The following is a 336-nucleotide window of genomic DNA, read 5'->3' as shown; positions in this document are numbered from 1 at the left end:
TTCTTCTGCCGCATACAGTAATGATACATAATACTTGTCATCTGCTTCCTGGCTGACGGTGGCACCCTTCAATATGTAACGATCATCGATACTCCGATGCTGTTTTATGCGGATCCAACCTGCTTTCGGAAGTTTCAGTTTCGCATTCTGCAAAGTAATATTTCCATTTACGCAGTTTGTCGTATAACTTCTCACCGGATTCTTTTTTGACTTGAACTTCGGAAAACCAGCCGAAGAATCCCGAAAGAAGTTCTTGTAGGCTGTCTGCAGATGCAGCTGTGCATTACACAATGCCAGACTGTCTACCTCCTTCAGCCACGGAAACTCTGCCTTATA

At 44.0% G+C, this 336-nt stretch carries 1 protein-coding gene; it reads right to left on the bottom strand.

Annotated elements, in window-relative coordinates; translation table 11 throughout:
* On the bottom strand, positions 1–336 hold a 336-nt coding region (locus tag GPK83_RS16445; RefSeq protein ID WP_275950637.1), incomplete at both ends, for a transposase.

Origin of the sequence: Clostridium sp. MCC328, from assembly GCF_018785465.1 — a bacterium.
Classification (GTDB): domain Bacteria; phylum Bacillota; class Clostridia; order Lachnospirales; family Lachnospiraceae; genus Pilosibacter; species Pilosibacter fragilis.
Note: the sequence above shows the minus strand (reverse complement) of the source record. Positions and strands in the feature narration are given on the sequence as shown.